Genomic DNA, 24,119 nt, shown 5'->3' with positions numbered 1-24,119 from the left:
CTGATTGGCAAGAGCTTTTTCTAGAACTGCTGCAATCGACCGATCTCCATAAGTTTTCGTTCGGCGTGCCTGTTAAGTCGATCGCAATGCATGGGTGGTCATGTGCACGGGCCTCCAAAAACGGAGGCGCACCGATCAGAATGGATCGAACACCATGTCCTCAGGCATCACTCTTACCGCCGCCACCCGTCAGAACCTGCTCTCGCTGCAGGGTACGGCCGACCTCCTCACGCAGACTCAGAACCGCCTCTCCACCGGCAAGAAGGTCAACTCGGCCCTCGACGACCCGACGAGCTTCTTCACCTCGCAGTCGCTGACCGGCCGCTCGGGTGATCTCGGCTCGCTCCTCAACGGCATTTCCAACGGCGTCCAGACCATCCAGGCCGCCAACCAGGGCATCACCTCGATCCAGAAGCTGGTCGACTCGGCCAAGTCCACCGCCAACCAAGCCTTGGCTGACAAGAGCGCTGTCACCAGCGGTCTGGCTGCCACCGCCGCCACCGTGAGCGGTAGCAAGAGCTTCCAGGGTCTCGCCGGCACCGCCGACGGCACGCAGGATTTCTCCAGCGTTGCCAAGGATGGCTCGCTGGACATCTCGCTCGATGGCGGCAAGACCAAGACCACGATCCGGCTCGATTCTTCGACCCTTGCCAACAACAGTTCGGACCTGACCAAAGTCTCAGCTGGCCAGCTGGTAACAGCGATCAACAGCCAGATCTCCAACAGCTCTGCATTGAAGGGCAAGGTCTCCGCTTCGGTTGGCGGCGACGGCCGTATCAACTTTGCTACGACTAGCTCCGGCGCGACCCAGCAGCTTTCCGTGAGCGGTGCGACGAGCTCCACTCTCGACATCGGGTTCGGAAAGGCGAGCTCCACGACTAACGCGAAAGTCGCGGCTAGCGCGGCCTTCGGCACGCCGACTTTCAGTGCAACTGCCGGTTCGTTCCTCAGTGTCGGTGACGGCAACGTCACGACTTCGCTCGCGGTCAATTCGACCACTCTCAAGGCGGACGGTACTGCTGTCGGTGTCGCCCCGAGCGCGGATGACGTCGTCGATGCCTACAATGTGCAGCTCAAGGCCGGCGGTTCGACGGTCTCGGCCTTCAACAACGCCGGCACCATCGAGTTCCGCGCTCAAGACGTGGGTCCGACCGGCGTTGTGACCGTGAGCGTCGCGGCTCCGCCCTCGGGCAGCACGCAAGTCACGGCTGGTTTCGGCACGACAACGGGTGCCAGCTCCGGTACCTTCACGGCCGGCACCGGCACAGCCGCCACCGGTCTGTCTTCCACGGGCTCCGATGCCACGGACGGTTCGGCTAAGGCTGTCATCAACGGATCGGTTGCGATTGCCGATGCGACGGGTGGACCGCCCGCAACCGCCGGCGGCATCGATCTTTCCGGTACCAAGAACGGTTCGTTCTCGATCCAGCTCGGTTCCGGCCAGGCGAAGACGATCACGGTCGATGCAGCCAAGATCGTGGCGGCCGGCGGTACAGCTGCTTTCGCTAGCAGAGACAGCATCGCTGCGGCGATCAACACGCAGATCGCTGCTGATACCGGTTTGGCTGGCAACGTCTCTGCGAGCTTCGATGCCAACAACAAGCTGGTTCTGAGCTCCACTAATGCCGGATCGACACAGAAGATCACCGTAACGGCAGCTCAGGGCACGACGGTCGCCAACAATATCAATATCGGCCTCGGAACGCAGACCTCCACGGTGAACGGCACGGCGACCAACACCGCAACTCCGATCACCTCGACCGGCAAGGACAGCTCCGGTTCGACCAACTCGACCCGCACCACCTTGTCCAAGCAGTTCAACGAGATCTTGAACCAGATCACTCAGCAGGCCAAGGACTCCAGCTACAACGGCATCAACCTGCTCTACCGGAGCGGTGATGACCCGAGCGAGAACTCTCTGAAGGTAACCTTTAACGAGACGGGCACGTCCAGCCTGAGCATCTCGGGCGCCAAGCTCGACTCCGACGGTCTCGGCCTCACGGCTGTTACCGGCGGCTTCCAGACCGATGACGAGATCAACAAAACGCTGACGGCAATCACGACCGCCACCAGCCAGCTTCGCGCCCAGTCCTCGACCTTCGGATCGAACCTGTCGATCGTGCAGAACCGTCAGGACTTCTCGAAGAACCTGATCAACATCCTCGACACCAACTCGCAGGCCCTGTCGACCCGTCAGTCGATCGGCATCTCGGCCCTCTCGCTCGCCAACACGGCGCAGCAGGGCATCCTGCAGCTCCTCCGCTAAGGGCGAGCCCGCCGCCGGCCCTCGGGCCGGCGGTTTCTTGGTTCTACCGGACGGCAGAAAAAGAAGGCCGGGGCTCAGCGCCCCGGCCTTTTCTTCGTTTCGATGAGCGTGAGGCTTCAGGCGGTACGGTCGAGGGGGCGGGCAGTGGGCTTGGCGCGGGCCTCGGCGGCCTCGGCATAGGCGCGGGCCTTAAGCACGACCGGGTCCGGCAGTTGCACGACGATGTCGCCGGAATTCGGATCCACCTCCTGGTAGACCACCGCCTTGGTGTCCTGGTCGATGCGGATACGCGGCTCCATCGCAGTCGGCGCCGCCTTCGCGTCTTCGCCGGGCGCTGGTGTCCGGGTTCGACCGGCCTGGGGATCCGTACCCTGGTCCTGGCTGCGGATGTCGACCCGCACCGCTGGCGCGAGGGGAGCCGGCGCCTGCACGGGCTGGACCGGGGCAATGGGCGCCGGCGTGGCGCCGGTGAGGCGGGCCGGCAGCACGGCGCCGAGGCTTGTGATCGACATGGCACGCTCCTGCTTGCGGCTTATGAACTGTCCCTCCAGACAAGACCGGCGGCGTGAATGGGATCTTAAGGAATTGGTTCTGCAGGGCCTTTCTTGGGTCGCATGCTCAAGCCGATGCCAAGACGGCGCATCGAATTTTAACGAGTCCTCAGATCTCGACGGCGCCGGCGGCCCGTCCCATCCCGTGGGGATCGAAGGCGACGCTCTTGACGATGGCAAAGACGGCGCGGCCGGGTCCGAGGCCGAGTTCGTGCACGGAGGCGCGGGTCAGCCGGGCCGAGAGCACGGCGCCCCCGCAATCCACCTCCACCAGCACCGTGCCGTCCACCTGAGGATGCAGGGCAAGTACTTGCCCGCTCAGGCGATTTCGGGCGCTCAGGCCGATGGGCTCGTCGAGGGAGAGCAGGACGTCGCGGGCGGGGACGTGGACGCGGAGCCCGGTGCCGACGGCCTGCGCAAGGCGCGGGACGAGGAGGCGCCCGGCCCGCCCCGAGAGGAGCGTCAATCCGGAATTGGGGGCGTCGGCCTCCACCACCATGTCGAGGAGGGCGCCGGCCTCGGCCGCGTGGAAGGCGCCGAGATCGCCCCGGCGCAGGATGCCCTCGGCGGGTCCGGCTGCGGCGACGCGGCCGCCTTCGAGCACCACGATGGTGTCGGCGAGGCGCGCCACCTCGGACACCGCATGGCTGACGTATACCAGGGGGATCGCGGACACGTCACGCAGGCGCTCGATCAGCGGCAGGATCTCGGACTTGCGCTCGGCATCGAGGGCGGCGAGCGGCTCGTCCAGGAGCAGGAGGCGGGGCCGCGACAGCAGCGCCCGGCCGATCGCCACGCGCTGTCCCTCGCCGCCGGAGAGTCCGGCCGGTCGCCGGTTGAGGAGGTGCCCGATGCCCAGGAGCGCGATGACCGCCTCCGGCTCCAGGCCGGCGGTGTCCCGGCGTCCGCGGGCGAACCAGCGCCCATAGGCGAGGTTCTGCCGGACCGAGAGGTGGGGCATCAGCCGCGCCTCCTGGAAGACGGTGCCGATGCGGCGGCGATGGGCGGGCACCGCGCGGCCGCGAGGCGTGTCGAGCAGGGTCTCGCCGTCGAGGGTGATCCGGCCCCGGTCGGGCCGGGCCAGGCCGGCGAGGCAAGCGATCACCGTGCTCTTGCCCGAGCCCGAGCGGCCGAACAGGGCGGTGAGGCCCGGCGGGGCGGTGAAGGCCACGTCGAGATGGAAGGCGCCGCGCGCCAGGGCGAGTTCGACCGCGAGCGTCATCGGCTCACCCCGCCCCGATCCGGCGGCCGACCCGGCGGGCCAGGACTTCGGAGATCAGCAGGGCCGCCAGCGAAATCGCCACGGAGACCAGGGTCAGGCGCAGGGCCCCCGCCTCGCCGCCGGGCACCTGGGTCAGCGTGTAGATCGCCGAGGGCAGGGTCTGGGTCTCGCCGGGGATGTTCGACACGAACGTGATGGTGGCGCCGAACTCGCCCATCGCCTTGGCAAAGGCCAGCACCGCGCCGGCGAGGACCCCCGGCAGGGCGAGGGGCAGCGTCACGGTGAGGAAGACCGCGGGGGGTCCGGCGCCGAGGGTGGCGGCGGCCTGCTCGACGCGGGCATCGACCGCCTCCAGCGACAGGCGCATCGCCCGCACCATCAGGGGAAAGCCCATCACCGCGCAGGCGAGCGCCGCCCCGGTCCAGCGGAACGAGAGGACGATGCCGAGATCGGCCAGGAGGGCCCCGAAGGTCCCGCGCCGTCCGAAGGCCAGGAGCAGGAGGTAGCCGGTCACCACTGGCGGCAGGATCAGCGGCAGATGGACCAGCCCGTCGAGGAGCGCCCGCCCCGGAAACCGCCGACGCGCCAGGAGCCAGGCGACGGCCAGGCCGGGGCCGAGGCTCGCCAGGGTGGCGACGCCGGCCACGCGCAGGCTCAAGGTGATGGCGGACCATTCCTCCGGCGACAGGCCGAGCCGGTCCAGGATTGCGGGACTCAAGGCCGGACGATCAGGTCCGGTTCTCGGCGCCGATCACCGAGAAGCCCTGGCGCTCGAAGAACACCCGGGCGGCGGGGCTGCGGAGGTGGGCGAGGAACGCGGCCGCATCCGGGTTGGTCGACTCCTTCGTTAGGGCGACGGGATAGATCACCGGCGGGTGGCTCGCGGCCGGGAAGGTGGCGACCACCCGGACGCTGGGGTCGGAGACCGCGTCGGTGGCGTAGACGATGCCGAGCGGCGCCTCGCCGCGGGCCACGAGGAGGAGGGCCGCCCGAACGTTCTCGGCCTGGGCGACCCGGCCCTTCACGCCCTCCCAGGCGCCGAGGCTCTCCAGCGCCGCCCTGCCGTACTTGCCGGCCGGCACCGCCGCGACGTTGCCCATGGCGAGGCGGCCGTCGCCCAGCACCCGGGCGAAGCTGGCGGCGAGGCCGGGGCCCGGATCGAGTTCCAGGGCCACCGGTGAATCCTTGGGGGCGATCAGCACGAGGGCGTTGCGCAGGAGGTTCGACCGGGTGCCCGGCTTGAGCCCGTCCTTGCCGGCCACGTCGTCCATCCAGGCGAGATCGGCCGAGAGGAACAGGTCGGCCGGAGCCCCGGCCTCGATCTGCTTGGCCAGCGCGCTGGAGGCCGCGTAGGAGATCCGGGTGGTCTTTCCCGTTTCCCGCGTCCAGGCGGCGGCGGCCTCGTCGAGGGCGTTCTTCAGACTGGCGGCGGCGAAGACCACCACGGGCGTTTCGGCCCGGACGGGCGTCGCGCCGGCCCAGATCGCCAGGCCCAGCGCCGCCCCGAGCCACGTCCGCCGCGTCTGCATCATCGATCAGCCCTTCGTCTTCGGCCGGCACGACCCCGGGGAGGCCGTCATAGCCAACCCGCAATAGCCAAGGCGCCATAGCATGAATCCGGGGCAGGGATCCGGGCGTGGCGCGTCAGGCGCCCCGCTCCTCGTCCTCGGCGGGCGAGCGCTCCGAGCGGTGCAGGCGGCTCAGGAGGACCAGCATCGGCCCGGGCAGCGGTCCCGTCAGGGTCTCCGCATCCGTGAACCCCCCGCGCTCGCGCACGAGGCGACGGCGGGCCTTGGACTTTTCGGCGAGAACGACCGGCGTTCGCCCGCCGGCTCTTCTGATTTTCATACGCACAACGCACGCTCCGACATCGACGCGAGCCTGGAGAAGCCACAACAAACGCGGATCCGGCGGTTCCGTTCCGGCCAAGCTTGCGCGCGAGGTGGCGGCGGGACGTCGCGGGTGGTAGAGCCCCGCTCATGCTCGAAGGCCTGCCTCCCCACCGTCCGACCCACGTGCTGCGCCTCCTCACCGACGAGGGGTCGGCGCGCGCGATGACCGATCTCCTCGGTGAGATGTTCGACCCGACGCAGACGGCGGTCGCCGCCTTCGAGGCCGAGGACGGCCGGACCTGGCGGCTCGAGGCCTACTTCGCCGACGCGCCGGACGAGGCGATGATTCGCGACCTGATCCGCCCCGTGGTCGGGGCGCAGGCGGACGTCGCCAGCTTCGAGACCATCGATCAGAAGGATTGGGTGCGCGCCTCCCTGGAGGGCCTGAAGCCCGTTCGGGCCGGCCGCTTCCTCGTCCATGGCAGCCACGACCGCGACACGGTCCGGGTCAACGACCTCGCCATCGAGATCGAGGCGGCGCTCGCCTTCGGCACCGGCCATCACGGCACCACCCTGGGCTGCCTCCGGGCCTTCGCCGACATCCTCAAGCGCGGGCGCCCGGCCCATGTGCTCGACGTCGGCACCGGCACCGGCATCCTCGCCTTCGCGGCGGCCAAGGCCCTGCACACGCCGGTGATCGCCGGCGACCTCGACCCGGAGGCGGTGACCACCGCCATCGGCAATGCCCGCCTCAACGGCCTCGGGCCGGTCCTCCGGCTCTTCCAGGGCCCGGGCGTGCGCCACCCCCTCGCCGACCGGCCACGCCGCTTCGACGTGGTCTTCGCCAACATCCTGGCGCGTCCCCTGAAGGGGCTGGCGCCTTCCCTGACGGCGGTCGTGGCCGACCACGGCGTGCTGATCCTCTCCGGCCTGATCGAGCGCGACGTGCCGGGCGTCCTCTCGACCTATCGGCACCGCGGCTTCCACCTCGCCCGGCACGGGCTGATCGAGGGCTGGGCGACGCTGGTGCTGACGCGCGGCGGCGCGGCGGCGCGCCCGCGCCGGACGCGGTTGCGGCCCTTCTGAGCCCGGCGTAACCCTGGGCGCCATGACGCGCCTCCGCTTCCAGACCTTCGACGATCCCAGCCACCGCCACGGGGCCGCCCGTATCCAGGCCCTGCGCGAGGCCCTGCGAAGCGCCGGGCTCGACGGTTTCGTGGTGCCCCGCGCCGACGAGCACCAGTCCGAGTACGTGCCGCCCCAGGCCGAGCGCCTGGCCTGGCTCACGGGCTTCACCGGCTCGGCCGGCACCGCCGTGATCCTGTCCGAGGCAGCGGCCCTCGTCGTCGACGGGCGCTACACCCTGCAGGCGCCGGCCCAGGTCGACACCACCCACATCACCCCGGTGCCCCTGGCCGAGACCAGCGTCGCGGCCTGGATCGGCGCCCACATCAAGGCCGGCCAGGTGCTGGCCTACGATCCCTGGCTGCACACCCCCGACAGCGTGGCACGCCTGGAGAGCGCCGTGGCTAAGGCCGGCGCGCGCCTGCAGGCGGTGGACCAGAACCCCGTCGACGCGGTCTGGACCGACCGGCCGGGGCCGCCGGCGGGCGCCATCGTCGCCCATCCGCCGGAACTGGCCGGCGCGTCCGCCGAGGACAAGCTCGCCCGGATCCGGACGGCCCTGGCCGAGGCGGACGATGCCGCCCTGGTGATCTCCGATCCGCACAACCTCGCCTGGGCCTTCAACCTGCGCGGCGGCGACGTGGCCCACACCCCCCTGGCGCTGGGCTACGCCCTGGTGCCGCGCACGGGCCGGGCCGCCCTCTACCTGACCTCGCCGCGCGTGAGCCCGGAACTGCGCGCCGCCCTCGCGCCCCTGGCCGACCTCCACCCGCGCGCCGCCTTCGCGGACGCCCTCGCGGCGCAGGCGGCGAACGCCGCGCGCATCCGCCTCGATGCCGCCACCGCCGCCGACGCCCTCAAGCAGCGGGTCGAGGCGGCCGGCGGCGTCGCCGATCTCGGCCCCGACCCGATCACGGCCATGAAGGCGGTGAAGAACCCGGCGGAGATCGCCGGCACCCGCGCGGCCCATCTGCGCGATGGCCTTGCGGTGACCCGGTTCCTGGCCTGGCTCGATGCGCAGGGCGAGACGCTGACGGAGATCGCCGCGGTGGAGGCCCTGGAGGATTTCCGCGCCGCGGGCGGACTGCTGCGCGACGTCTCGTTCCCGACGATCTCGGGCAGCGGCCCGAACGGCGCCATCGTCCACTACCGGGTCAGCCACGAGACCGACCGGCGCATCCAACCCGGGGAGCTGTTCCTGGTGGATTCCGGGGCGCAATACCAGGATGGCACCACCGACATCACCCGCACGGTGGCGATCGGCACGCCGTCCGAGGCGATGCGCGCGCACTTCACCCGCGTGCTCCGGGGTCATATCGGCATCGCCCGGGCGGTGTTTCCCAAGGGCACGACGGGCGCGCAGATCGATGCCTTCGCGCGCCTGCCGCTCTGGGAGGCCGGCCTCGACTTCGACCACGGCACCGGCCACGGCGTCGGGGCCTTCCTGTCGGTGCACGAGGGGCCGCAGCGCATCGCCAAGACCGGGACGGTCGCCCTCGAGCCGGGCATGATCCTCTCGAACGAGCCCGGCTACTACAAGCCCGGCGCCTACGGCATCCGCCTGGAGAACCTCGTCCTGGTCGAGGCCCGCGACGTGCCCGGCGGGGAGCGCCCGATGCTCGGCTTCGAGACCCTGACGCTCGCCCCCTTCGACCGCCGCCTGATCCGCCCGGACCTCCTGAGCCCGGAGGAGACGGCCTGGATCGACGCCTATCACGCCCGGGTGCGGGAGGCGCTGGGGCCGAACCTCGACGCGGCGACGCGGGCCTGGCTGGAGGCGGCGACCCGCCCGATGGCGGCGGCCTGACCCGGCTCGGCCGCGGCGCCGGACGGCGCTTGCGACCATCCCACGCCTTCCGGCGGAGCGAAAAGGCGGGAACAAGGGTTCTCGCGGCTTCGGGATTTTGCGCCCGTGGCGAACGGACGTAACCTGCACGCTTCCCTCTCCGAACAGGACTCTATGATCCGGCTTCTCGCCCTGGCGCTCGCGCTGTTCGGCCTCGCTCTGCCCGCCGCGTCCGCGCAGGGCTTCAAGGTGCCGGCCGACCTGGTGAAGGCGAGCCTCGTCGGGGAGCCCTCCGCGATCCGACCCGGCGTGCCCTTCACGGTGGGCATCCGCATGGTGATGCGGCCGCACTGGCACGTCTACTGGCGCAATCCCGGCGATTCGGGCCTGGCTCCGGAGGTCGCCTGGACGCTGCCGGCCGGGTTCTCGGCGGGGCCGATCCAGTGGCCGAGCCCGAGCCGCATCCCGGTCGCTCACCTCATGAACTTCGGCTACGAGGACGAGGCCGTCTTCCTCGCCGAGCTCACCCCGCCGGCCACGCTGGCGCCCGGCAAGCCGGTGACGCTCCAGGCCAGGCTGACCTACCTCGTCTGCGAGCGCGAATGCGTGCCGGGCTCGGCCGAGCTGCGCCTGACCCTGCCGGTGGCGCCGGGCGGCACCAGCACGGGCGTCGCGCCCGGTTCGATGATGCTGTTCGAGGCCGCCCGCGCGGCCCTGCCCGCGCCCGCGCCCTGGCCGGTGCGCTACGGCGCCGAGAACGGGCGCCTGCAGGTGCACCTCGCCGCGCCCCCCGGGCTGGCGGCGTCCTCCGTCGCCTACTTCCCCTATGCGGAGATCGCCATCGAGAACGCCGCGCCCCAGGAGGCGCGCAGCGACGCGGACGGGCTGCACATCGACCTGGCCCGCGGCGACAGCACCGTGGCGGCTCCCACGACCCTGCCGGGGGTGCTCACCTTCGAGGAGGCGACGCCGGACGGCCCGGTGCACCGCGCCTATGCCATCGGGGAGGCCCCGAGCGCGACGGCCGAGGCGACGGCCGCGACCGCGGCCACGAACGCGTCGGGCGCTGCCACCCCGGTGCCGGCGCCGGACGAGAGCCTGACCCTCTGGAGCGCGGCCGGCCTCGCCTTCCTGGGCGGCCTCCTCCTCAACCTGATGCCCTGCGTCTTCCCGGTCCTGTCGATCAAGGTCCTGAGCCTGGTGTCGCATTCCGGCGAGCCGGCCGGCCGGGTCCGGCTGCACGGGCTGGCCTATACGGTGGGCGTGCTGGCGTCCTTCCTGGCGCTGGCGGGCCTGCTGGTCGCCCTGAAGGGGGCGGGCGCCGGCATCGGCTGGGGCTTCCAGCTGCAATCGCCCCTGGTGGTGGCGGGCCTCGCCTACTTGCTGTTCGCCATGGGGCTCAGCCTGTCCGGCGTCGTGCATCTCGGCGCCGGCATCGCGGGCCTCGGGGACGGCCTGACCCGGCGGGCCGGCCTGGAAGGCTCGTTCTTCACCGGCGTCCTCGCCACGGTGGTGGCGACCCCCTGCACCGCCCCCTTCATGGGCGCGGCGGTGGGCTTCGCGCTGACGCAGGAGGCCGCCGTGAGCCTCGCGGTCTTCGCGAGCCTCGGCCTCGGCCTCGCCCTGCCCTTCCTCGTCCTGACGCTCTGGCCCGCGGCCCTGCGGCGGCTGCCCCGCCCCGGGGCCTGGATGGACACCCTGAAGGGGGCGCTGGCCTTCCCGATCTACGCCACCGTCGCCTGGCTGGTCTGGGTGCTGTCGCAGCAGGTCGGCTCGGCCGGGCTCCTGGCCGCCCTGGTCGGCCTCGTCCTGGTGGGCCTCGCCGCCTGGGCCTGGGAGCGCGGGCACGGGGCCGGCCCGGCCGGCAGCTGGATCGCGCGCGGCACCGCCGTGGCGGCGCTCGCCGCCCTCGCGATCCTCACCGTCGGCCTCGACCGGGACCGGGCCGGGCCCGAGACCGCGCAGGCCGCTGCGGGCGCCTTCACCCAGGCGCGCCTCGACGGGCTCCTGGCCCAGGGCAAGCCGGTCTTCGTCAACATGACGGCGGCCTGGTGCATCACCTGCCAGGTCAACGAGCGCGTGGCCCTGCGCGCCGAGGCGGTCCAGGCCGGCCTGAAGGCGCGGGGCATCACCTATCTCAAGGGCGACTGGACCAACCAGAACCCCGAGATCACCCGCCTGCTGGAGCGCCACGGCCGCAGCGGCGTCCCGCTCTACCTGCTCTATGCCGGTCCGGGCGAGCCCGCGGTGCTGCCGCAGATCCTCACGCCCGGCCTGGTGCTGGAGGCGCTGCAGGCGGTGCCCCTCGCGGCCGCGGACCGAAGTGCCGCCCTGACGGACGGGCGGCCCTGAAAGACTTCGCCGCCGGCGGGCCGGTCCCGGTCCGGACGGTCGCGGCCTGCGGCGGCACGGTTGAGTCCGTCGCCTAATCCTGGCGCTTGACGCAGAAACCGCCCTGCCCCAGCACGGCGGGATGAGCACCGATGCCGCGCCGCGCTGGACCGTCTTCCGCAACGGCGATTTCCGCCTCTTCGGAGCGGCCCGCTTCCTCACCGGCCTCGCCTTCCAGATGCAGGCGGTGGCGGTGGGGTGGTTCGTCTACGACATCACCCGCTCGGCCCTGGCCCTCGGTCTCGTGGGCCTGGCGAGCTTCCTGCCCGCCATGCTGTCGGCCCTGGTGACGGGCCACGTCGCCGACACCTACGACCGGCGCCTGGTGGCGGCCCTGGCCTACGCGACCCTGGCGCTGGCGGATCTCGGTCTGCTCCTGGCGGCCTGGCTCGGCACCACGACCCTGTGGCCGATCTACGGGCTCGTCGTCGTGATCGGCACCTGTCGCGCCTTCGCCAACCCGGCGCTCCAGGCCCTGCTGCCGACCCTGGTGCCCCGCCCCCTGTTCGGCTCGGCCATCGCCTGGAACGCCTCGCTCTGGCAGAGCGCCTCGATCCTCGGCCCGGCCACCGGCGGCTTCCTCTACGCCCTCGGGCCGGCGGTGGTGTTCGGCGCCGCGGCGGCGAGCTTCGCCCTGGCCAGCGCCCTCATCCTGGCGATCCGGTTCCGGCCCGCCGCCCTCGCCGAGCGCCCGCCCGTGACCTGGGAGACCCTCTCGGCCGGCCTGACCTACATCCGCACCCATCCGGTGGTGCTCGGCGCCATCAGCCTCGACCTCGTGGCGGTGCTCCTCGGCGGCGCCACCGCCCTCCTGCCGATCTTCGCCGCCGAGGTGCTGCATGTCGGCCCCCTCGGCCTCGGCGTCCTGCGCAGCATGCCGGCGGCCGGCGCCGTGCTCACGGCAATCGCCCTCGCCTACCGGCCGCTGCAGCGCCAAGCTGGGCTGCGCATGCTCCAGGCCGTGGCGATCTTCGGCCTGGCCACGGTGGGCTTCGGCCTCTCGACCTCCCTGCCCCTCTCCATGGCCTGCCTGTTCGTGACGGGGGCGGCCGACATGATCAGCGTGTTCGTGCGCCAGACCTTCGTCCAGGGCGAGACACCCGACGCCATGCGGGGCCGGGTCTCGGCGGTGAACTCGGTCTTCATCGGCGCCTCGAACGAACTCGGCGAGTTCGAATCCGGCACCCTGGCGGCCCTGATCGGCGCCGTCCCGGCCGTGGTGGCGGGCGGCCTCGCCACCCTCCTGGTCGCGGCCCTGTGGGGCCGGGTGTTCCCGGCCCTGCGGGCCCGGGACCGGCTCGTTCCGGCGGAGTGAGGGGGGATGCTCCCTCCGCCGCCCCGTCGCCGATCCGTCGCGCCGGCACGGCCGAGCTTTTCGACATGACAGCGGCCCACACGCAGGGGTAGAAATCCTGCGGGAGGGTGCGATGGCCGACATCAAGGTGGTTGCCGGAAATTGCGGGAAGGGCAGAGGCACCTACGAGGCGGGTGTTCTGACCGGCCCGGACGGGGTCGAGCGCTCCGTCGAGAGCCTTCGCACCGTCGAGGCGCACGGCGCGATCGCGGGCGCCCGGAACTGGGGCGGGCAGGTTCTCGACGGCCTCAGGGGAAGCCTCGCCCTGGCCTCGAACATCGACCTGAGCGGCACGGCGCTGCTCGCCGCGACCGCCCTGACCGCGGTGTCGGCCGACGAATCCCAGCCTCAGACGCTGCTGGAAATCACGTTTGAGGACGGAGGCCTGCTGATCGCCCTGGCCGACCCGCGGCTTCCGGCGCTGATCGGCAACGATCGGGAGGTGCTGCGACGGGGGTTTGCGCGGGCCGCGCAGCGGGTGGCCCCGTCGGTCGATGGACCGGGACACGCGGATGCGTCCCTGGCGACGACGGCGAGCGAGGCGGCCCAGGCGGCCGTCGGCGCGGTCCAGGCCGTGACCGGCGCCGCCGGCGCGTCGCTGAGCTCCGCCTTGGGCTTCATGCGCCGGACCGTCGGCTCCGAGCGCGGCTGATCCGGCCGCCGCGCGCGGCGCGCCCTACTTCCCCGACAGCAGCGGCGACCAGGTCGGGTCCGACGCGTAGGACGGGGTCGGGACCGGCTGTTCCACCTTGCCGGTGATGTCGACCATGTAGAGCTTGCCGCCGCCCTGGCCGCCCGGATCGCGGAAGAACAGCACGTACTGGCCGTTCGGCGCGAAGGTCGGGCCCTCGTTGTGGAAGCCTTCCGTGAGCACGCGCTCGCCCGAGCCGTCCGGCTTCATCACGCAGATGGCGAAGCCGCCCTTGCGCTGGCGGGTGAAGGCGATGAGGTCGCCGCGCGGCGACCAGGCCGGCTGGGAGGCCGAGCCCTCGCCGAAGGAGAGGCGGGTGGGCGTGCCGCCCGAGGCGCTCATGACGTAGATCTGCTGCGAGCCGCCGCGGTCGGACTCGAACACGATCTGGCTGCCGTCCGGCGAGAAGGTCGGCGAGGTGTCGATGGCGTTGCCGTTGGTGATCGGCGTCTGGGCCTTCGAGGCCAGATCCATGACCACGATGTCGGCGTTGCCGCCCTGCTGCACGCTCATCACCAGGCGGCGGCCGTCGGGCGAGAAGCGCGGGCTGGTGCTCATCGAGTCGGCCTTGCCGAGCGCCTGCCGGCTGCCGGTCTCCAGGTTGATGACCTGGATGCGTGGCTGCTGGCCGGTGGTCTGGGTCATGAAGGCGATGTCCTGGGTCGCCGGGGAGTAGCGGGGGGCGACCACCGCGTTCTCACCGTTCGTCAGCGCCCGCACGTTGGCGCCGTCCTGGTCCATCACCATCAGGCGCTTGCGCCGATGTTCCTTCGAACCGGATTCGTCCACGAAGGCGATGCGGCTGTCGAACCACGGCCCGAGGCCGGTGATCTTGGTGTAGACCGCGTCCGAGATCAAGTGGCCGGTGCGGCGGGCATTGGCCGGATCGGTGCCGTATTGCTGGCCCGTCATCTGCTGGCCCGAGGTGACGTCCCAGAGGCGGAACTCGACCTTGAGCTTGCCGGCGGCGTCGCGGGCGACGCGTCCCGTGATCAGGGCCTGGACTCCGGCCGCCCGCCACTTCTCGAAGCCGGGCACCGCATCGAAGGCCGGCGCCTCGGGAAATTTCGCCTTCTCCACCGGGGTGAAGTAGCCCGAGCGCCGCAGGTTGTTCGTCACCACGCTGGAGACGAGGAGGCCCAGGCTCGGGTCGCCGGTGAAATCCGTGACCGCGATCGGCATCGGCTGGAACGAGCCTCCGCCGATGCGCAGGTTGAGCTGGGCCGCCGCCGGGGTCAGGCCGAACAGGACCAGGGCCAGGAGCGCGAGGAGCGACGTCAGGCCCTTGGACACCGGGCTCTCGAGAAGACTGCGATGCATGATCGATTCCGTGGTCGTGGGCATGCGAGGATCGGGGATGGGTCCGGACGGTGCGGGTGAACGGTCGGCCCCGCCGCGCGGGGAAGCCGGGACGCCGACGCGGACGTCGTCCAAGACGTCGCCCAAGGCTTCGTCCAAGACCGCCGTCCAGAACGCCGTCACCGACCGCGCGGGTGCGCGGCGCGTGCAGGCGCGGCCCGGACGGGGCTGCCGCCTCACACCCGCGAGAACTCGAACTCCGCGTTGATGGCTTTCCAGTCGTTGTAGTAGGGCGCGTACTGGGTCGGGATCTTGTAGGGCGCACAGCGGCGCACCGCGCGCTGCGCCGCCTCGGCGATGGAGCGATCCACGGCGTTCGCCCCGCCGCGCATGATGCGGGGCTCGGAGGTGAGCGTGCCGTCCGGGTTCAGCCGGATGTCCAGCATCGGCAGCACCACGCCCTGGGTGGCGCCGGGCGGTGCCACGTAGCAGCGCTCGATCTGCTGCTGCAGCATGCCCACCAAGGCATCGCGCAGGGACGGCGACAGGCGCTGGGCAGTGCCGGAGGCCGCGCCCAGGGAGGCGGTGCGCTGCACCTCGCGCCCGGTGGCGCCGGTGGATTGCGACGGCGCCTTCGAGGCGAGCAGGGAGCGGATGTCGCCGGCGCTGAACTTGTCGGCGAGCTCGGCCTGCTTCTTGGCCTTGGCCTCCCCGTCGGCCTTCGCCTTGGCATCGGCCATCGCCTTGGCCTTCGCCTTGGCGGCGGCATCGGCCTTGGCTTTCGCCGCCGCTTCGGCCTTCGCTTCGGCCTCTGCCTCGGCCTTCGCCTCGGCGAGCTCCTTCTGGCGCTCCGCGTCCGCCTTGGCCTTCGCCTCCGCCACGGCCTTCGCCTTGGCTTCCGCCTCTTTCTCGGCCTTGGCCTCCGCGTCCTTCTCGGCCTTGGCTTGCGCGTCGGCCTTGGCCTTGGCCTCGGCTCTCGCCTTGGCGGCGGCCTTCGCAGCTTCGGCCTTCGCAGCTTCGGCCTTGGCGGCCGCCTCGGCCTTGGCCTCAGCCTCCGCTTCCTGCTTCTCGATCAACTCGGCGAGCTGCTCGCGCTTGACCGCCTCGGCCTTCGCCTTGGCGGCGGCCACAGCCTTGGCTTCCGCCGCGGCCGCCTTGGCCTCGGCCGCGGCGGCGGCCTTGGCTTCCGCGGCGGCAGCGGCTTTGGCCTCGGCGGCGGCGGCCGCCTTGGCAGCCTCGGCCTTGGCCGCCTTCGCGGCGTCCTTGGCGGCCTCCTTCGCGGCTTCCTTGGCCGCTTCGGCCTTGGCTTCCTGCGGGTCGGGCTCGCTGGAGCGCAGGGGCATCTCCTCGGCGCTCGCCACCTTCATGTCGGCGGGGCGCTTCGGGGGCGCCGGGGCATCGACCTTGGCGTTCTCGGGCTCGCGCTCCTCGAACTTCTCGGCGACGCGGTCGGCGCGCGGCTTGGCGTTGGGCTGGGGCGCATCGGCGTTGCGCTCACCCTTCGTCAGCTCCGAATATTGCTGTTCGGTCATCACCTCGACGGGCACGCCCTCCTGCGCATCCGGCAGGACGGGGGCGGCCACCGACAGCAGGGCGACCGTCAGCAGGCCGACATGCGTCACCGCCGAGACCCAGACGCCCGGTTCACTGCGCTTGAAGGGAATCCGCACCGCCGGGCCCGCTACTTCTGGTCCGGCTCGGTGACCAGGGCGACCTTCTTGAAGCCGCCGGCGGTCACGATCGCCATCACCTGGGCGACGCGGCCGTAATCGACCCGCTTGTCGCCGCGCACGAAGACGCGCTCCTCAAACCCGGACTTGGCCGTCTCGGTGAGCTTCGGGACGATGGTGTCGTCGGAGAGTTCGCTCTCGCCGAGGAAGACCTGGCCCGACTGCCGGATCGACAGGGTCACGGGCTTGGTGTCGGAGTTGAGCGGGCTCGCCTTCGATTGCGGCAGGTCGAGCGGCACGCCCACCGTCATCATCGGTGCCGCGACCATGAAGACGATCAGCAGCACGAGCACGACGTCGATGAACGGCGTCATGTTGATCTCGTTGATGGCCGCGTGCCGGCGTCCCCGCCGACGCCGTCCGCCGCCACCCTGCGCTGCTCCGTGGGCCATGCCCATGATCGTTCCTCGGGTGTGGGGGTGGGGTCAGGCGACGAGCGAGAGGCGCTCGTCGATCTGCCGGGACAGAATGGCGGAGAACTCGTCGGCGAAGCCCTCGAGCCGCGACTGGTTCTTGGCCACCGTGGCCTGCAGCTTGTTGTAGGCGAGCACCGCCGGGATGGCGGCGAAGAGGCCGATGGCGGTGGCGAACAGCGCCTCGGCGATGCCCGGCGCCACCACGGCCAGCGAGGTGTTCTTGGAAGCCGCGATCGACGTGAAGGCGGTCATGATGCCCCAGACCGTGCCGAACAGGCCGATATAGGGACCGGCCGACCCGATGGAGGCGAGGAAGAGCAGGCGCGACTCGAGGCGCTCGACCTCGCGCTGAATCGTCACGTCCAGCACCTTGTCGATGCGCTGGGACAGGCTCTGGATCTGGCGGCCGGAGCCCTCGAAGGAGCGCTTCCACTCGCGCATCGCGGCCACGAACAGGGCGCCCTGCCCCACCGGCTGCCGGTCGTTGAACGAGCGATACAGCTCCTCCAGGGAGCGGCCGGACCAGAACGCCTCCTCGAAGGCGTCCATCTCGGCCTTGGTGCGGCGGAACAGCAGGGTCTTGTCGACGATGATCGACCAGCACCAGATCGAGGCGCCGATCAGCCCGAGCATCACGATCTTGACGACGAAATGCGCCTGCAGGAACAGGCCGAGCAGCGTCATGTCGGGGGCCGGCATCGCCTGCATGGCATCGGCTGGGTTCATGACATGATCCTCGAAAAACCCCGCGCGGAGCCGTCACGGAACCGGCGGTCCGTCCTGCGCGCTTCAACCGGAACCTTGAGCGATTTCAAGGCTCAATGGCCCGCGAATCTGTCGAAAGTATGGGCCGGCCTTGTGCATCGCACCCGCCCGGCCTGACGGCAGTTAAGCACCCGGCAGGGTTAACATTCCCTTGCGACCCGCGCGGGCGCAGCCCCGGATGCGTCCGACGAATCGCGTTCTGCACCACGCCTCGGCGGCGCGGCCGCCCCTGCACGACTTGGGCTCGGCGACGGCACACGAACCGATTGACTGTGCTTCGAGGAAGTTCTCCGTCGAAACCGGATCGAAACCCGCAGACCGACCTTCGCAGGTCACGTCCCGGAGCCCGGTTCGCGGTCGCCGCGCTCCGGCGCGAGCACCCGCCGCAGGCTGTCGGGAAGGCGGATCGCGCGGCCGTCGCGGACGCAGGCGACGACGACCTCGGCCTTCACCAGCACCTCGCCGCCCCGCCGAACCTCCTGCGCGAGGTGCATCGAGGCGCCCTTCATCGTGGCCGTCCAGGTCCGGACGTCGAGAAGGTCGTCCATCCGCGCCGGCTTGGCATAGTCGATCACCATGCGGCGCACGACGAAGTGCAGGCCGGCCGCGTCCCGGTGCAGGTCGGACTGGTCGCCCGCGAGACCGCGCAGGAGCTCGGTGCGTCCCCGCTCCATGAAGCGCAGGTAGCTCGCGTGATAGACGAAGCCCGAGAAGTCGGTGTCCTCGTAATAGACGCGCACCGCGAGGGCGTGAACGCCGGGTTCGGGCTGGGTCAACGTCGCGTCTCCCGGATTTGTGATGACGACCCCCGCGGCCCGGGCCTGGGGCGCCACGCCGCCCCCTGGCCGCGCGAAGGCCCTCGCGCCGGGGTGGCCATCACCCCTGAGCGGTTGGCCGCTCTAGCAGATTCCGGGGGGCGAGCAACGCGGGGTCACGGGACGCCGCGCGTCGGTGCCCACCGGTGCGGGTCGCCGGCGCAGGTTTCCGCGCCGACAGTGCGAACATTCCGCCCGAAAGCTCGGACGAAAAATTAAGGCGTTCCCACGTTGATCACCCATAAGGCGCTCGTGCGCCGAGCCCTTGGCGCTCCTGGAAAGCAACGTCGAGACGCTCAGGGTCGATGTCTGTGCCGCCGTGGCGGTACAAGGATAGGATCATGCTTACGGCCAGCGTTCGGAGACGATCGGCTCACCTGATGGCCGTGGCGAGAAACCTTTACGCCGGCTCCTTCATCTTGCTTGCGACCGCGGGTGGTGTTCTCGGTCTGGCGATCGCCGCGGGTGCGGCGCTGTTCATCGCGGACCTGCACGGCCGGGCCGTCGCCGATACCGAGCAGAACCTCGTCAGCCTCACCACCGTCCTGGCGGACCAGGCCGACCGGGCCCTGCAGGCGATCGAGCTCGTGCAGGACTCCCTCATCGACGAGATCCGGGCCGCCGAGGTCACCACGCCCGCGGCCTTCGCGGTCCAGGTCTCCTCGCGGGCCATGCACGACTCCCTCAGGGCCCGCACGGCGGCCCTGCCCCAGGTCAACGCCGTCACGGTGGTGGATCACACCGGGACCCTGCGCAACTTCACCCGGTTCTGGCCCATCCCGGACGTGAACATCGCCGACCGGGACTACTTCAAGGCCCTGGCCTCGGACCCGCTGCTGCAGCGCTTCATCAGCGAGCCGGTGCAGAACCGCGGCAACGGAAGCTGGACCCTCTACATCGCCCGCAAGATCTCCGCCCCGGACGGGAGCTTCCTCGGGCTCGTGCTCGGCGCGGTGGAACTGCAGTACTTCGCCGGCCTCTACGGCGAGATCGCACCGCAGCCGGACTACGTGATCTCGCTGTTCCGCACCGACGGCGTGCTGCTGGTGCGTCATCCCCACCGGGAGGATACGATCGGGCGCGGCTATGCCACGACCGGCGCCGCCCTGATCGCCCTGCAGAACAAGGCCGGCGGCGTCACCCGGACCGTCAGTCCGATCGACCGGCAGGACCGGTTCGTCGCGACCCGGACCCTCTCGAACTATCCGGCGATCCTGAGCGTCAGCCGAACCACCGCCGAGGCCCTGGCGCCCTGGCGCCGCCAGGCCACGGTGCTGGGCGCGGCCGCCGGGCTCCTCGACCTCGGGCTCGTCGGGCTCTTCGTGCTCGGCTGGCGCCAGGCCAGCGGCCAGGAACGCCTCCTGCGCGCCGAGGAGAGGGCCCGCAGCGAGCACGCGCTCCGCACGCAATATGCCCGCTTCGGGGTCGCCCTCGACACCATGGCCCAGGGCCTCTGCCTGTTCGACCAGGACAACCGGCTGATCGTGATGAACGCGCGCTACGTCGCGCTGCACGGCGTTCCGCCGGACCTGCGCCAGCCCGGCACGACGCTGGCGGCGATCCGGTCCTATCTCACGGCGAGCAACGGCGACCGGGCTCCGCCCTGGCCCGCCCCGGAGGAGGCCTCGCGGTCGCCGGCCTCCTTCACCTGGGATCTCGCCGACGGGCGGGCCATCGCCATCAAGCACGTTCCGATCCGGGGCGGCTGGCAATGCACCCACGAGGACGTCACCGAGCGCCGCCAGAGCGAGGCGCAGATCGTCCGGATGGCGCGCCACGATGCGCTGACCGGATTGCCCAACCGGGCCTTCCTGCGCGAGCACATGGCGGGCGTGCTGGCCGGCCGCGGCGGCGCCGGGCGGACGGCGGTGCTCTATCTCGACCTCGACGGCTTCAAGGGCGTCAACGACACGCTGGGTCACCCGGCCGGCGACGCCCTCCTGTGCCTGACGGGGCAGCGCCTGCGGGAGTGCCTGCGGGCGTCCGAATTCGTCGCGCGCCTGGGCGGCGACGAATTCGCCATCGTCCAGTCCGGGATCGTCGCGCCCGGGGACGCCGCCGATCTCGCCGCACGCCTCGTCGCGATGCTCCAGACGCCCTTCGCGGTCCAGGACCAAGAGATCGTCATCGGCACCAGCATCGGCATCGCCCTGGTGGAGCCGACGGACACCGAGAGCGACGCCGTCCTGCGCCGGGCCGACGTGGCCCTGTACCAGGCCAAGGCGGCGGGCCGGGGCACCTGGCGCTTCTTCGAGACCGACATGGATGTGGATCTCCAGCGCCGGCATCAGCTCGGGACCGAGCTGCGGCGCGCCCTGGCGGGCGGGCAGTTCGAACTGCACTACCAGCCCCTCGTCGCGGCCGGGACACGGACCCTCAACGGCTTCGAGGCGCTGCTGCGCTGGCGTCACCCCCGGGAGGGCCTGATCGGTCCGGCGACCTTCATCCCGCTGGCCGAGGAGATGGGCCTGATCCGGTCGATCGGCGCCTGGGTCCTCGCCCAGGCCTGCCGCGAAGCGGCGACCTGGCCGGACACGCTCAAGATCGCCGTCAATCTCTCCTCCGTGCAGTTCGTCCGCGGCGACCTCGTCGAGGACGTGACGCGGGCGCTGATCGGCGCCGGCCTCATGGCGAGCCGGCTGGAACTGGAGATCACCGAATCGGTCCTGCTGCGCGACCATGCCGACACCTTCCGGATCCTGCATCGGCTGCAGGCCCTCGGCCTCCGGATCGCCATGGACGATTTCGGCACGGGCTACTCGAGCGTCAGCTACCTGCGCCGTTTTCCCTTCGACAAGCTCAAGATCGACCAATCCTTCGTCCGCACCCTCGGGCAGGACGGGGGCAGCATCGCCATCGTCCGGGCCCTGGTGGGCCTCGGCAAGGCCTGCAACATGGGCGTCGTCGCCGAGGGCGTCGAGACGGCCGAGCAGGCCGCCATCCTCGAGGCGGAGGGCTGCGACGAGTTGCAGGGCTTCCTCTTCAGCCGTGCCCTGCCGGCGCCCGACCTCACGGACATCCTGACCCACCGGACCTTCGCCCTGCCGGATCGGGCGGACCCGCGTTCCAACCGGACGCAGCATCGCGACGCGGCCTGATCCCCGGCCGCGCGCCGCTCAGGCGTCGGGGTCGTCGGCGTTGAACAGGCCGAACTGCCCGCTCGGTTCGCGCCGGGGCTCGGGAAAGCCCATGTGGCGGAAGGCGTGGGGCGTGAGCATGCGCCCGCGCGGCGTGCGCTGGACGAAGCCCTTCTGGATCAGGAACGGCTCGATGATGTCCTCGATCGCGTCGCGGGGCTCCGACAGCGCGGCCGCGATGGTCTCGATCCCGACCGGCCCGCCGTTGAAGGAGCTCGCGATCATCGTCAGGTACTTGCGGTCCATCACGTCGAGGCCGGCCGGATCGACGTCGAGGAGTTGCAGCGCCCGGTCGGCGATGGCGCGGGTGACCGTCGGCGCATCGGCCACGATGGCGAAGTCGCGCACCCGGCGCAGCAGGCGCCCGGCGATGCGGGGCGTCCCCCGGGCGCGCTTGGCGATCTCGTTGGCGCCCTCCGGCGACATGCCGAGACCGAGCACCCGGGCGCCCCGGCTGACGATGAGCTCGAGCTCGTCGACGTCGTAGAATTCCAGCCGGATCGGGATGCCGAACCGGTCGCGCAGGGGCGTGGTCAGCAGGCCGGCGCGGGTGGTGGCCCCGACCAGGGTGAACTTGGGCAGCTCGATCTTCACCGAGCGGGCCGCCGGCCCCTCGCCGATGATGAGGTCGAGCTGGTAATCCTCCATCGCCGGATAGAGGATCTCCTCCACCGCCGGATTGAGCCGGTGGATCTCGTCGATGAAGAGCACGTCGCGCTCTTCCAGGTTGGTCAGCTGGGCGGCGAGGTCGCCCGCCTTGGCGATGACCGGGCCGGAGGTGGAGCGGAAGTTCACCCCGAGTTCGCGGGCCACGATCTGCGCCAGCGTCGTCTTGCCGAGGCCCGGCGGCCCGACGAACAGGACGTGGTCCAGGGCCGAACCGGTCTTCTTGGCCGACTCGATGAAGATGCTCATGTTGGCGCGCGCGGCCCGCTGCCCGATGAATTCGGACAGGCTCAAGGGCCGGATCGACTGTTCCAGGTCGTCCTCGCGCCGCTCGGGCGTGAGGAGCGATTCGGGAAGCGGCTGGAGGGTCGGCGATTTGGGCGCCGACGCCTTCGCGGTGGGTCTCGCAGGTTTGCTCACACGGACTCTCGGTGGGGGCGGCGGCGCCCTGTGTCCATCATCTGTTCTCTGGCTGGATGTCGCATAAAGGCGCCGTTCGCGCTACATTCTCCGCGCGGCCAAGGGCCGCCGCGAGGCGGGGGATTCGCCGTGGACGGTGCGTCGCAGGAATTCGAATGGATGGCCCTCGACGACTTCGAGGAGCTTCTCGCGGACAAGCCCCGGAACGAGCGCTGGGAACTGATCGGCGGGCGCGTGGTCCGGATGATGGTCGGCGCGCGCTGGGAGCATGCGCGGATCGTCCAGAACATCGCGCGGCGCCTGGGAAACCAGTTCGACGCGGCGGGCGGCAGCTGCCAGGTCTTCACGGAAACCTTCTTCATGAAGAGCCGCGCCCTGGAGGCGGCCATGCTGCCCGACGTGATCGTGGTTTGCGGCGAGATCGCGCCGGGGGCGACCTCGGTCGACAACCCCCGTGTGCTGTTCGAGGTCCTTTCCCCGGGCCCGGAGGCCCGCGACCGCTTCGAAAAGTGGCAGGTCTCTCAGCGGCTGCCCGCACTTCAGCATTACGTGCTGGTCGCCCGGGACCGACCGCATCTGGAAGTCTACGATCGGGTGGACGGCGTCTGGCGGGGCTTCCAGGTGATCGAGGGTCTCGACGGCACGCTCGATCTGCCGGCGATCGGCGTCACCCTGTCCCTGCGCGAGATCTATCAGCGAGTCCTGTCAGACTGAGCGCCGGGCTCGCAAGCCCGGCGCGGTGGCAGACTGAGCGCCGGGCTCGCAAGCCCGGCGCGGTGGCAGACTGAGCGCCGGGCTCGCGAGCCCGGCGCGGTCCGGCTCTTACTCGGCTTCCGGAGCGATCGGCTCCAGGCCGCCGATATGCTTCTGGGCATAGAGCGGCAGGCCGATCTGGCCGATCAGCTCCAGCTGCGTCTCGAGGAAGTCGATATGGCCCTCCTCGTCCTCGGCCAGATCCTCGAACAGGCGCTTCGACACCCGGTCGTTGATCGAATCACAGTACTTGGCCGCCTCGAGATAGAGGGCCCGCGCCTCGTTCTCGGCGGCGAGATCGCACTCGATGATTTCCTGGACGTTCTGACCGATCCGCAGCGGATCGAGTTCCTGCAGGTTGGGGAAGCCGTCGAGAAACAGGATCCGGTCGACGAACCGGTCCGCGTGGTTCATCTCCTCGATGGATTCCTTGCGCCAGAACTTGGCGAGATCGATGTAACCCCAGTCGTTGAGCATGCGGAAATGAAGCCAGTACTGGCTGACCGCCGTGAGCTCGCTGCGCAGTCCCCGATTGAGGTACTCGACGACCTTCGCATCACCCTTCATCCGCCCAATCTCCCTTGAGGCACGTGTCGCCGGAGGGGAGCTTCAGCACCCGGAATGGGCGCTCAGGCGGCGATCCCCTCCTCCGCAGGCTGGACCTTGACCAAACTACAGGAGCTCGCGCAAGTCGCCGTGCATGCATGCCCGGCCTCATCGAGGGCGTTTTGTAGGATGTTGCGGATGGTCCGGGCGCAGCGCCCGCATTTCGGGCTGCACCCGAGGCAGGCCTGGACCTGGGCCGGCGTGCGCGGACAATCCGGGCCGCGATGCAGGCAGGCGCGCACGGCGCGATCGGACAGGACGTTGCAGGAACAGACGATCATGCGGGACCGTAAC

Annotated in this window: 21 protein-coding genes; 8 read left to right on the top strand and 13 right to left on the bottom strand. The window is 70.8% G+C overall.

Features of this window, described 5'->3' with window-relative positions; all coding sequences use genetic code 11:
- The first annotated feature begins 154 nt into the window (after positions 1-154).
- A complete protein-coding gene (locus tag ASF58_RS03610; protein ID WP_055947304.1) occupies positions 155-2,266 on the top strand; it encodes a hypothetical protein in 2,112 nt (703 codons plus the stop codon).
- Between the two features lie 116 nt (positions 2,267-2,382).
- Here ASF58_RS03610 and ASF58_RS03605 read toward each other — a convergent pair whose 3' ends face one another.
- The 5 genes from ASF58_RS03605 to ASF58_RS24715 all read right to left on the bottom strand — a co-directional run bounded on the left by ASF58_RS03605 (position 2,383) and on the right by ASF58_RS24715 (position 5,887).
- Entirely contained in the window at positions 2,383-2,778 is a 396-nt protein-coding gene (locus ASF58_RS03605) for a hypothetical protein (RefSeq protein WP_055947302.1), read from the bottom strand.
- 148 nt (positions 2,779-2,926) lie between these two features.
- Entirely contained in the window at positions 2,927-4,039 is a 1,113-nt protein-coding gene (gene modC / locus ASF58_RS03600) for a molybdenum ABC transporter ATP-binding protein (RefSeq protein WP_055947299.1), read from the bottom strand.
- Positions 4,040-4,043: 4 nt separating this feature from the next.
- Positions 4,044-4,745 carry a molybdate ABC transporter permease subunit gene (gene modB / locus ASF58_RS03595; protein ID WP_200930178.1) on the bottom strand — a complete coding sequence of 234 codons (702 nt, stop codon included), beginning with the start codon at positions 4,743-4,745 and terminating at the stop codon, positions 4,044-4,046.
- Between the two features lie 22 nt (positions 4,746-4,767).
- Positions 4,768-5,571 carry a molybdate ABC transporter substrate-binding protein gene (gene modA, locus ASF58_RS03590; RefSeq protein ID WP_055947296.1) on the bottom strand — a complete coding sequence of 268 codons (804 nt, stop codon included), beginning with the start codon at positions 5,569-5,571 and terminating at the stop codon, positions 4,768-4,770.
- A 112-nt stretch (positions 5,572-5,683) separates the two neighbouring features.
- Entirely contained in the window at positions 5,684-5,887 is a 204-nt protein-coding gene (locus ASF58_RS24715) for a hypothetical protein (protein ID WP_103708317.1), read from the bottom strand.
- Positions 5,888-6,018: 131 nt separating this feature from the next.
- On the opposite strand from ASF58_RS24715, the gene ASF58_RS03585 reads away from it, so the two are divergent.
- From ASF58_RS03585 to ASF58_RS03565, 5 genes are all read left to right on the top strand, one after another.
- On the top strand, positions 6,019-6,957 hold the full coding sequence (locus ASF58_RS03585) for a 50S ribosomal protein L11 methyltransferase (protein WP_055947293.1): 939 nt from the start codon (positions 6,019-6,021) through the stop codon (positions 6,955-6,957).
- Positions 6,958-6,979: 22 nt separating this feature from the next.
- Positions 6,980-8,803 carry an aminopeptidase P family protein gene (locus ASF58_RS03580; RefSeq protein ID WP_055947290.1) on the top strand — a complete coding sequence of 608 codons (1,824 nt, stop codon included), beginning with the start codon at positions 6,980-6,982 and terminating at the stop codon, positions 8,801-8,803.
- A 153-nt stretch (positions 8,804-8,956) separates the two neighbouring features.
- Positions 8,957-11,134 (top strand): protein-disulfide reductase DsbD domain-containing protein, encoded by a 2,178-nt coding sequence (locus tag ASF58_RS03575; protein ID WP_055947288.1) that lies wholly within the window; start codon positions 8,957-8,959, stop codon positions 11,132-11,134.
- Positions 11,135-11,255: 121 nt separating this feature from the next.
- Positions 11,256-12,488 (top strand): MFS transporter, encoded by a 1,233-nt coding sequence (locus ASF58_RS03570; protein WP_055947285.1) that lies wholly within the window; start codon positions 11,256-11,258, stop codon positions 12,486-12,488.
- A gap of 112 nt (positions 12,489-12,600) precedes the next feature.
- The gene (locus tag ASF58_RS03565; RefSeq protein WP_055947282.1) at positions 12,601-13,179 is read left to right on the top strand and encodes a hypothetical protein; all 579 of its coding nucleotides are present in this window, start codon (positions 12,601-12,603) and stop codon (positions 13,177-13,179) included.
- Between the two features lie 24 nt (positions 13,180-13,203).
- Here the strand turns inward: ASF58_RS03565 and tolB are convergent, their stop codons facing one another.
- From tolB to ybgC, 5 genes are all read right to left on the bottom strand, one after another.
- Positions 13,204-14,562 carry a Tol-Pal system beta propeller repeat protein TolB gene (tolB, locus tag ASF58_RS03560; protein WP_055947280.1) on the bottom strand — a complete coding sequence of 453 codons (1,359 nt, stop codon included), beginning with the start codon at positions 14,560-14,562 and terminating at the stop codon, positions 13,204-13,206.
- A gap of 191 nt (positions 14,563-14,753) precedes the next feature.
- On the bottom strand, positions 14,754-16,187 hold the full coding sequence (gene tolA, locus ASF58_RS03555) for a cell envelope integrity protein TolA (RefSeq protein WP_055947277.1): 1,434 nt from the start codon (positions 16,185-16,187) through the stop codon (positions 14,754-14,756).
- 11 nt (positions 16,188-16,198) lie between these two features.
- Positions 16,199-16,645: a biopolymer transporter ExbD gene (locus ASF58_RS03550; RefSeq protein WP_055947274.1), complete on the bottom strand. Its 447-nt coding sequence runs from the start codon at positions 16,643-16,645 to the stop codon at positions 16,199-16,201.
- 27 nt (positions 16,646-16,672) lie between these two features.
- On the bottom strand, positions 16,673-17,389 hold the full coding sequence (gene tolQ / locus ASF58_RS03545; RefSeq protein ID WP_055947271.1) for a protein TolQ: 717 nt from the start codon (positions 17,387-17,389) through the stop codon (positions 16,673-16,675).
- A gap of 371 nt (positions 17,390-17,760) precedes the next feature.
- Complete coding sequence (gene ybgC, locus ASF58_RS03540; RefSeq protein WP_055947268.1) at positions 17,761-18,204, bottom strand: tol-pal system-associated acyl-CoA thioesterase; 444 nt, start codon at positions 18,202-18,204, stop codon at positions 17,761-17,763.
- 458 nt (positions 18,205-18,662) lie between these two features.
- Here ybgC and ASF58_RS03535 point away from each other — a divergent pair, with 458 nt between their 5' ends.
- Positions 18,663-21,341 carry an EAL domain-containing protein gene (locus ASF58_RS03535; protein ID WP_244477174.1) on the top strand — a complete coding sequence of 893 codons (2,679 nt, stop codon included), beginning with the start codon at positions 18,663-18,665 and terminating at the stop codon, positions 21,339-21,341.
- Positions 21,342-21,359: 18 nt separating this feature from the next.
- Here the strand turns inward: ASF58_RS03535 and ruvB are convergent, their stop codons facing one another.
- Positions 21,360-22,361 carry a Holliday junction branch migration DNA helicase RuvB gene (ruvB, locus tag ASF58_RS03530; RefSeq protein WP_162242028.1) on the bottom strand — a complete coding sequence of 334 codons (1,002 nt, stop codon included), beginning with the start codon at positions 22,359-22,361 and terminating at the stop codon, positions 21,360-21,362.
- 264 nt (positions 22,362-22,625) lie between these two features.
- Here ruvB and ASF58_RS03525 point away from each other — a divergent pair, with 264 nt between their 5' ends.
- Positions 22,626-23,180: a Uma2 family endonuclease gene (locus ASF58_RS03525; RefSeq protein ID WP_055948757.1), complete on the top strand. Its 555-nt coding sequence runs from the start codon at positions 22,626-22,628 to the stop codon at positions 23,178-23,180.
- 108 nt (positions 23,181-23,288) lie between these two features.
- Here the strand turns inward: ASF58_RS03525 and bfr are convergent, their stop codons facing one another.
- Positions 23,289-23,786, bottom strand: coding sequence for a bacterioferritin (gene bfr / locus ASF58_RS03520; RefSeq protein WP_055947262.1), 498 nt, complete (start codon positions 23,784-23,786; stop codon positions 23,289-23,291).
- Positions 23,787-23,848: 62 nt separating this feature from the next.
- A complete protein-coding gene (locus ASF58_RS24710) occupies positions 23,849-24,106 on the bottom strand; it encodes a (2Fe-2S)-binding protein (protein WP_082512803.1) in 258 nt (85 codons plus the stop codon).
- Positions 24,107-24,119: the final 13 nt, after the last annotated feature.

It is taken from the genome of Methylobacterium sp. Leaf125 (assembly GCF_001423085.1).
Classification (GTDB): domain Bacteria; phylum Pseudomonadota; class Alphaproteobacteria; order Rhizobiales; family Beijerinckiaceae; genus Methylobacterium.
This window is presented reverse-complemented; position numbering and strand designations above follow the sequence as displayed.